The 9207-nt window shown below is 73.5% G+C and carries 2 protein-coding genes and 2 pseudogenes; all 4 read right to left on the reverse strand.

Features of this window, described 5'->3' with window-relative positions:
• Positions 1–225: phosphopantetheine-binding protein (locus AB0G02_RS21520; RefSeq protein ID WP_360797153.1), on the reverse strand; the 225-nt coding region annotated here is incomplete at its 3' end.
• Positions 202–7566: pseudogene (locus AB0G02_RS21525) on the reverse strand (amino acid adenylation domain-containing protein); the annotation flags it as partial. The gene AB0G02_RS21520 and the pseudogene AB0G02_RS21525, both read right to left, overlap by 24 nt.
• Complete coding sequence (gene sbnA, locus AB0G02_RS21530) at positions 7563–8564, reverse strand: 2,3-diaminopropionate biosynthesis protein SbnA (protein ID WP_360797151.1); 1002 nt, start codon at positions 8562–8564, stop codon at positions 7563–7565. The gene sbnA and the pseudogene AB0G02_RS21525, both read right to left, overlap by 4 nt.
• Before the next feature lie 36 nt (positions 8565–8600).
• A pseudogene (locus AB0G02_RS21535) lies at positions 8601–9207 on the reverse strand (2,3-diaminopropionate biosynthesis protein SbnB); the annotation flags it as partial.

A 9207-nucleotide genomic window follows, 5' to 3' on the forward strand; every position in this document is an offset into this window, starting at 1 on the left:
CCGGCTGATCACCTTCGTGGCCAGCAGGGAGTGCCCGCCCAGGGCGAAGAAGTCGTCGTCGATGCCCACCTGCGGCAGTTGCAGCACGTCGGCGAAGACGCCGCAGAGGATCTCCTCGACCGGGTTGCGCGGTCCGCGCCCGCGGGCCTGGCCGGCGAAGTCCGGTGCGGGCAGCGCCTTGCGGTCCAGCTTGCCCTGGGTGGTCAGCGGCAGCTCGTCCAGCACGACGATCGCGGACGGCACCATGTACTCCGGCAGCGCCTCGACCAGCCGCTCGCGCAGCCCGGCCGGGACCGCGCCGCCCCCGTCCGTGACGATGTAGGCGACCAGTTTGCGGTCGCCCTCGTCGTCCTCGCGCACGACCGCGACGGCCAGGTTGACGTCCTCGTGCGCCAGGAGCGCCGACTCGACCTCGCCCAGCTCGATCCGGAACCCGCGCAGCTGCACCTGGTCGTCGGCGCGGCCGAGGTAGTCCAACTGGCCGTCCGGGTGCCACTTCACCAGGTCGCCGGTGCGGTACATCCGGTCGCCGGGACCGCCGAACGGGTCCGCGACGAACCGCTCCGCGGTCAGACCCGGCCGGTTCAGGTAGCCGCGGGCCAGGCCGCCGCTGACGTACAGCTCACCCGTGACGCCGACAGGCACGGGCTGGAGCAGCGAGTCCAGCACGTACACGCGGTGCGCGGCGGTGGGCCTGCCGATCGGCGGGCGCCCGCCCGGCGACAGCGGTCCGCCGACCGTCGCGGCCAGCACCGACTCCGTCGGCCCGTACCCGTTGAACATGCGGTGGGTGACCGACCAGCGCGCCACCACCTCCGGCGGGCACGCCTCGCCCGCGACGACCATGGTCAGGTCGGCGGGCAGCGCGGTGCCCTCGGGCATGCCGCCCGCCACCACCGGCGGCAGGGCGGCGAGGTTCACGCCGTTGTCGTTGATCAGGTCGATCAGCGCCCGGCCGGGTCCGCGCGCGTCGTCGCCCGCGACCACGACAGTGCCGCCGCCGCACAGCGCCAGCCCCATCTCCCACACCGTCGCGTCGAAGCTGTAGGAGGCGAACTGGAGCACCCGCGTGTCCGGCGTGACCCCGAACTTGTCGATCAGGCTGAGCACCATCGCGACGAAACCCGCGTGGTCGACCACGACGCCCTTGGGCTTGCCGGTCGACCCGGAGGTGTGGATGACGTACGCGGGGTGGTGCGGGCGCAGCGGCGCGATCCGGTGGTCGTCGGTGAGGTCGCCGTCGGGGTAGCCGTCGAGGTCGACCGCGTCGACGGCGACCACCTCGACGTCCACGTTCAGCGTGGCCGCAACGGCCTCGGTGGACAGCAGCACGCCGGGACGGGCGTCGGTGATCAGGTAGTCGACCCGGTCGGCCGGGTACTTCGCGTCGATGGGCAGGTAGGCCGCGCCCGCCTAGAGCACGCCCAGCACGCCGACCAGCATCTCCAGCGAGCGCGGCATGGCCAGCGCGACCACGCCCTCCGGTCCGGCGCCGCGGGCGACGAGCATCCGGGCGAGCCGGTTCGCGCGGGCGTTCAGCTCGGCGTAGGTCAGGCGCCGGCCCTCGAACACCGCCGCGGTCGAGTCGGGTGCGGCGTGCGCGCGGGCCTCGAACAGGTCGGTGACCACGACGTCCGGGACGGGCGCGATCGTGCCGCCCCACTCGTGCAGGACGCGGGCGCGTTCGTCGGCGGACAGCAGGTCGATCCGCCCGATCCGGGCGTCCGGGTCGTCCAGCAGGGTGCGCAGCAGGCCCGTGAAGCGGTCCACGACGGACCGGATGTGGTCCTCGTCGAAGATGTCCGCGCGGTACTGGGCGAGCAGCCGGGTCTCCCGCCCTGGGTACACCGAGAGCGCGAACGGGTACTCCGCGACCAGCCTGCCCTCGGCGCCGGTCAGCCGGACGCCGGGGATGATCCCGGACAGGCCGTCGGTGTCCATCGGGTAGTTGTGGAAGCTGACCACGGTGTCGAACAGCTCCCCGACGCCGGCCAGCTGCTGCACCTCGGCCAGGCCGAGGAAGTGGTGCGGGGTCAGGTCGAACTGCTCGTCCTGGACGCGGGCCAGCAGGTCGGACACGGACGCGGCCGGGTCGAGCCGCACCCGCACCGGCAGCGTGTTGAGGAACAGGCCGACCATGGACTCCATGCCCGGCAGGTCCACCGGGCGGCCCGAGTGCACCGCGCCGAACACCACGTCGTCGCGCCCGGTGAGGCGGCCGAGCAGGATCGCCCACGCGCCCTGCATGACGGTGTTCAGCGTCAGCCCGCGGGCCCGCGCCCAGCCGGACAGCCGGCGGGTGAAGTCCTCGGGCAGGTCGACGACGAGCGACGCGGGCGGATCGGTGACGCGCGGCCGGTCGACCGGGCCGATCCTGGTCGCCTCGTCGACACCGGCCAGCGCGGTCCGCCACGCCTCGCGCGCGGCCTCCGCGTCCTGCCGGGCCAGCCACTCCAGGTAGCCGCGCGAGGGCGCCACCGGCGGCAGCCCGCCGAGGTCCGCGCCGTTGGCGGTGAGGGTGAACAGCTCGCGGGCGAAGATCGGCATCGACCAGCCGTCCACCAGGATGTGGTGCACGGCCCAGATGAGCCGGAACCGCTCGTCACCCAGCCGGACCGCGGTGAACCGCAGCAGCGGCGGGTCGGCCATGTCGAACCGGCGCACCCAGTCCGCGTCGGTCAGCCGCGCCAGCTCGCGCCGGGCGTCGTCGGGGTCCATGCCGGTCAGGTCGAGCTCCTCCCACGGCAGTGCCGCCGACACCGGGATCACCTGCACGGCGTCACCGGACGGCCGGGAGTGGAACGAGGCCCGCAGGTTCGGGTGCCTGCGCAGCAACGCCTCCGCCGCGGCGCGGAACGCGGCGACGTCCAGCGCGCCCTCGACGTCCACGACGACCTGGAGGGTGTAGACGTCCGCGCCGTCGCGGTCGAACTCGGCCTGGAACAGCAGGCCCTTCTGCAGCGGCGAGAGCGGCAGCACGTCCAGCACCGCGCCGGTCTCGCGCTCGACGTCGGTGATCTCGCGCTCGGTCAGCTCGACCAGGTCGAAGTCCGACGGGCTGTGCCCGCCCGCGCCGGGCAGCGCGGCGTGCTCGACGAACGCCTCCAGCGCGCGGAACCACGTGCGGGCGATGTCCTCGACGTCGCTCTCGGACAGCAGCGCGTCCGCCCACAGCCAGTCGGCCACCAGGTTCGGCCCGTGCGGGCCGTCCTCGGTGACCGGCGTGACCGCGAGGGTGTGCCGCAGCGGCATGTCCGGGTGCACGCCGGTGCCGATGGCGGTGGCCGCGTCCAGGGACCACTCGCGGCCGTCACCCGGGGTCGGATTCCCGGCTCCGCCGGGGGTGGCGAACCGCCCGAGGTAGTTGAACCCGATCTGCGGCGTGCCGAACCGGGCCAGCGCGCCGACGGTCTGCGGGTTGAGGTAGCGCAGCAGGCCGAAGCCGATGCCGTGGTCGGGCAGCGCGCGCAGCTGCTCCTTGATCCGCTTGATGGCGGTGCCCGCGCTCGTGCCGCCGGCCCACAGGTCGGCGCGGTCCAGCTCGCCCGGGTCGAGGCGCAGCGGGAAGGCGCTGGTGAACCAGCCGGCCGTGGGGGACAGGTCGAGCACGGCGGAGACCTGCACGGGGCCGTGGCCCTCGACCTCGACCAGCACCGCCGGGTCGACCGCGCCGAGCCGCTTGCGCCGCCAGTCCGCGACCGCGACCGCGAGACCGGCCAGCAGCACGTCGTTGATCTCGGCGTGGAACACCGCGGGGACCGTGGTCAGCAGGGCCGCGGTCTGCTCGGTCGGCAGCACGAGCCGCAGCGACCGCGCGGTGCCGTAGGTGTCGCGGGACGGGTCCAGCGGGCGGTCGCCCAACGGCGCGTCGCCGCGTTGCAGCTGGTTGACCCACAGCGGCAGCTCGGTGACGCGGGCGCCGGTGCGGGCGTGCTCCGCGAGCACCTTCGACCACCGGCGGTAGGACGTGCCCACGGGCTGCAACGGCGTGCCGGCCAGCGCGTCGGCCAGGTCGGGCACCACGATGCGCCACGTGACGCCGTCCACGGCGAGGTGGTGGACCACCAGCACCAGCCGGGCCTCGGCGCCGTTGTCCACCAGGACGACCTGGACCACGCGGCCCTCTTCGGGGGCCAGCGCCGCGCGGGCGCGGGCGACCTCGTCGGCCACCGCCGCGTCCAGGTCGACGGACTCGGACACCCCGGCGCGGCGGACCAGCTGGGTGGCCCGGACCGCGCCGACCGGCAGCACGTCCATGCTCCACAGGCCGGGCAGCGTGCCCGCGGGTTCGAACACGGACAGCTTGGTCCGCAGCGCGTCGTGGTGGTCGACCACGGCCTGCACCGCGCCGGCCAGCTTCACGGTGTCCAGCCCGGTGGGCACGTGCAGCACGACGTACTGGCTGTACTGGCGGGTGATGTCCGACAGCTCGGCCAGGTCCTCCCGCAACTGGTGCGCGATCGGCGTCAGCTCGATCTCGCCCACGCCGTCGTCGGCGGCGACCGCCCGGCCGTCCGCGTCGGTGGCGATGGAGGCGATGGCGGCGGGCGTGCGGTGCTTGAGCACGTCCCGCGAGGTGAACACGACCCCGGCCCGACGCGCCCGGCTGACCACCTGGATGGAGCTGATGCTGTCGCCGCCCAGGGTGAAGAAGTCGTCGTCCACGCCGACGTCGCGCAGGCCGAGCACCTCCGCGACGACCTCGCACAGCACCCGTTCCCGCGGGGTGCGCGGCGCGCGGGACGTGCCGAGGGTGACGTCGGGTGCGGGCAGCGCCTTGCGGTCGACCTTGCCGTGCGCGGTCAGCGGCATCGACGGCAGCTCCACGAACGCCGACGGCACCAGGTACTCCGGCAGCAGCTCGCCCAGCCGGGCGCGCAGGTCACCCACCGGTCGGCCGTCGACGGCGACGACGTACCCCACCAGCCGCTTGCCGCCCGACGCGTCCGGCGCCACCTGCACGGCGGCGTCAGCGATGCCGGACAGGCCGCGCAGGGTCGCCTCGACCTCGCCCAGCTCGATCCGGTGGCCGCGCACCTTGACCTGGTCGTCGCGGCGCTCCAGGAACTCCAGCTGCCCGTCCTCGCGGCGCACCACGCGGTCGCCCGTGCGGTACATGCGGCCACCCGAGAACGGGTCGGCGGTGAACGCGGCCGCCGTGCGGCGGGGGTCGCCCAGGTAGCCGCGGCCGACGCCGACACCGCCGACGTACAGCTCGCCGGGCACGCCGGTGGGCACCGGGCTCAGGTCGTCGCCCAGCACGTAGAGGCTCGTGTTGCGGACCGCGCGGCCGATCGGCACGCGCGTGGTGCCCGCCGCGTCCTCGATCGTGACGAACGCGTGCGTCACGTCGTCGGAGCACTCGGTCGGGCCGTAGGCGTTGACCAGCGGCACGGTCGGGAAGCGGGCGAACCAGCGCAGGCACAGGTCCGGCGGCAGCGCCTCACCGGTCACCACGAGGTGCCGCAGCGAGGGCAGCTTGGGCCGCCCGCCGACCACGTCCCACGCGTCCAGCGCGGCGCGCAGCAGCGACGGCACGAGCTCCAGCACGCTGATCCGCTCGTCGGCCACCAGACCGAACAGCTGGTCGGGGTCGGCGGCGGTCTCCCGGCCGACGACCCGCACCCGGCCGCCCGCCACCAGCGGCGCGAGCATCTGCCACACCGAGATGTCGAACGTGAGCGGCGCGTTCTGCACCACGCTGTCGCGGTCGGTCAGCCCCAGGTCCTCGACCTTGGCCAGCAGGTGGTTCACCATGCCGCGCCGGTGCACCATCGCGCCCTTGGGCTTGCCGGTCGAGCCGGACGTGAAGATCACGTACGCGAGGTCGTCCGGTCCGCCGAGCACGGGCGCCAGGTCGGTGTCCTCCGCGCCGTCCAGCACGACGGCCGCGACGCCGATCTCCCGCGCCAGGCCTTCGTGCTCCGGGTCCACGACGAGCAGCCCGATGCCGTAGTCGCGCACCAGCTGCGCCGTGCGGACGGCGGGTGCGCGCGTGTCCAGCGGGACGTAGGCGGCACCGGCGCCCAGGACGCCGAGAACCGCCGAGACGAACCCGGCTCCGGGTGCGGCGAGCACGCCGACCAGGCCGGAGCCGACGAGCTTGCGGGACAACGCGCTCGACCGCGCCACGAGGGAGGCGTAGGTGACGTCGAAGTCGTCCTCGACCACGGCGAGGGCGTGCGGGCGGCGGGCGGCGAACGCGCGCACCTGCTCGACCACGTCGGTGAACGGGTCCTCGCGGGTGGCGCCGGTCGTCGCGCCCAGCCACTCGGAGCGCTCGGCGGGGTCCAGCACGTCCAGCCGCGCCAGCGGTTCGAGGTCGTCGGCGCGGGCGAACCGGTCCAGGAACGCGGTGAACCGGGACAGGTGCTCCCGCGCCTCCTCGTCGGTGTACAGCTCGGGGTTGCCGTTGAGGTGGACCTCCAACCCGCCGTCGGGGGCGTCCACCACGGTCAGCATCAGGTCCTCGATGAGGCCGGTCGACAGGTTGTTGACCTCGACCTGGCACTCCCCCAGCGCGAACGTCGTCTGCTGCGGCAGGATGTTGACGAACGGGCCGAACGGCCGCCGGTCGTCACCGGCCAGCCCCAGGCCGCGGCGGATCCGGCTCACCCGGTGCCGCTGGTGCTTGAGCGCCTTGGCCAGCTCGCGCGACGTCCGCCGCAGCAGGTCCGACCGGGTCTCGTCCGGGCGCACCCGCACGCGCAGCGGCAGGTAGTTCGCCACCATCCCGGGCACCGCGCGCATCGTCGCGCCCATCCGGGCGGTCGCGGGCAGCGTGAGCAGCACGTCGCCCACCCCGGTCAGCCGCTGGGTGTAGACGGCCACCGCGGACAGCACGACCGCGGGCCACGTGGACGCCGACCGGCTCGCCAGCTCCCGCAGCGCCTGCGCGGTGTCCTTCGACAGCACGTCGGTGCGGCGCAGGAAGCCCCGCACCTCGGGGCCGGGCGCGGTGCGCGTGGACAGGCTCACCAGGTCCGGCGTCCCGTCGAACGCGTTCGCCCAGAAGTCCCGGTCCTTCACCGCCGCCGCGGACGCCTCGTAGGCGCGTTCACCGTCCAGCAGCGCGCTCAACGGCGGGATCGGCGTGCCCCCCACCCCGGCGTACAGCTCCGCCAGGCGACGCCAGAACACCACCTGGCTGTACCCGTCGCACAGCAGGTGGTGGATGCGCATGTAGAAGAAGTGCCGGTCCTCGGCCACCGTGATCACGGCCAGCCGGAACAGCGGGAACTCGTCCAGCGAGAACGGCGTGGCCAGGTCGGCGCGCATCCAGTCGGCCGCCTCGTCGGCGGTCAGCGCGAGCTCGGTGAGCGGCAGCTCCGGCAGCGGCGTCACCACCTGCCTCGGGGCGCCGTCGACCTCCACGTACCGGGTCCGCGTGCACTCGGCCTCGTCGACCATCCCGCGTGCGGCGGCGATCAGGGCGGCCACGTCCAGCGGGCCCCGGATGTCGAGGTAGCCCGCCGAGTTGTAAGCGACGCCCCGCCCGTGGAGCTTCTCGTCGAACCAGATCTCGGCCTGTCCGGCGGAGAGGGGCAGGTCCACCGCTTCGGTCATGGCATTCTCCTCGCAAGCGTCGCGGCATCGGTCGCGGCGATGTCGTCGTCGAGCAGGTCCGCGCCGTAGATGTCCGCGATCCACTGGTCGTGGTAGACGGTGTCCAGGTAGCGGTCACCGAGGTCCGGCGCGATCGCGACCGCGGTCACGTCGCCGTCGGGCCGGTTGCGCGCCAACCAGTCGGTCGCGCCGGACAGCACCGTGCCGGTCGAGCCGCCGAACAGGAACCCGTGCCGCAGCAGGGTCCGGCAGGCGCGCACGGTGTCGCGCTCGGCCACGTGCAGCACCTCGTCCACGAAGGACTCGTCGAGCAGCGGCGGGCGCACGCTCGTGCCCAGGCCGGGCAGCATCCGCGGTTGGGCGGGCGTGCCGAAGGTGACCGAGCCGATCGCGTCGACCGCGACGATCCGCACCGACGGCTTGTTCTCCTTGAAGTACCGCGCGCAGCCCATCAGCGTGCCGGTGCTGCCCGCGCCGATGAACACCACGTCGACCTCGGGGAAGCTCTTGAGGATCTCCGGGCCGGTGCTCTGGTAGTGCGCCATCCAGTTCGCCGGGTTGGCGTACTGGTTGAGCCACACGTGGTTGTCGTTGCGGCACACCTGCTCGACGTAGCGGATGCGCGCGCCGAGGTAGCCGGTCTGCGGGTCCGGCTCGGTGATGATGTGCACCCGCGCGCCCAGCGCCTCCATCAACTGCCTGGTGGCGAGGTTGCACCGCGCGTCCGTGACGCACAGGAACCGGTAGCCGCGGCTCGCCGCCACCAGGGCCAGCGCCACCCCGAGGTTGCCCGACGAGCTCTCCACCAGCGTGGCGCCCTCGCGCAGGGTGCCGGCGCGCACGGCGGCGGACACCATCTCGTTGGCCGCCTTGAGCTTGATGGACCCGGCGAAGTTGAAGCCTTCGCACTTGAGGTACAGCGGGTGGCCCGAGAGCCGCCGGAGGTCCACGTAGAGGTCGTCCACGTTGAACTCCTGGGGCGTCGATATCACTGGCATGCGCCGACTCCTAGGCGAGGTGCACGGTCAGGCGGCTCAGCGCTTGCCGTAGCGGTCGAGGTCGAAGAAGAAGTCCGGGACCACGGCCAGCTCGCCCGCCCGCGACACCTCGTCGTAGACGTGCTTGCCGACCGCCAGGTCCAGCACGCCGAGCCCGAACGGGGAGAACACCAGCGGCCGGTCCGCCGGTGGCGTCACCGCGCCGGTCATGACGTCGTACAACGTGCCGGACAGGAAGTCGCGGTTGCCGGTGAGCTGCTCGGCCAGGTGCGGCGAGGTGTTCGCCTTCAGGCAGTGCTCGACGTCGTCCACCAGGTTCGTGGAGGCGAGGATCACCTCGGGCGACAGGTCGCGCAGCGACACGTGCAGCACGAGCGGGTTGTGGTCGAACCAGGTCGGGTCGGTGACGTGCGGCGTGCCCGCGACCGTGGCGAACACGACCAGGTCGCTGTTCCGGATCAGGCTCTCCGCGCTGTCGTGGACCTTCACCGCGCCGTCGCCCGCGGACTCGGCGTACTCCCGGAAGCCGTTCGCGGAGTCCGCGCTCAGGTCGTGCACGCCGACCTCGTCGAAGCTCCACCCGGTAGCGGTCAGGTAGGTGTGGATGTAGCGGGCGATCAGGCCGGTGCCGATGAACCCGACC

The organism is Actinosynnema sp. NPDC023658, from assembly GCF_040639995.1.
In the GTDB taxonomy this organism is placed as follows: Bacteria; Actinomycetota; Actinomycetes; order Mycobacteriales; family Pseudonocardiaceae; genus Actinosynnema.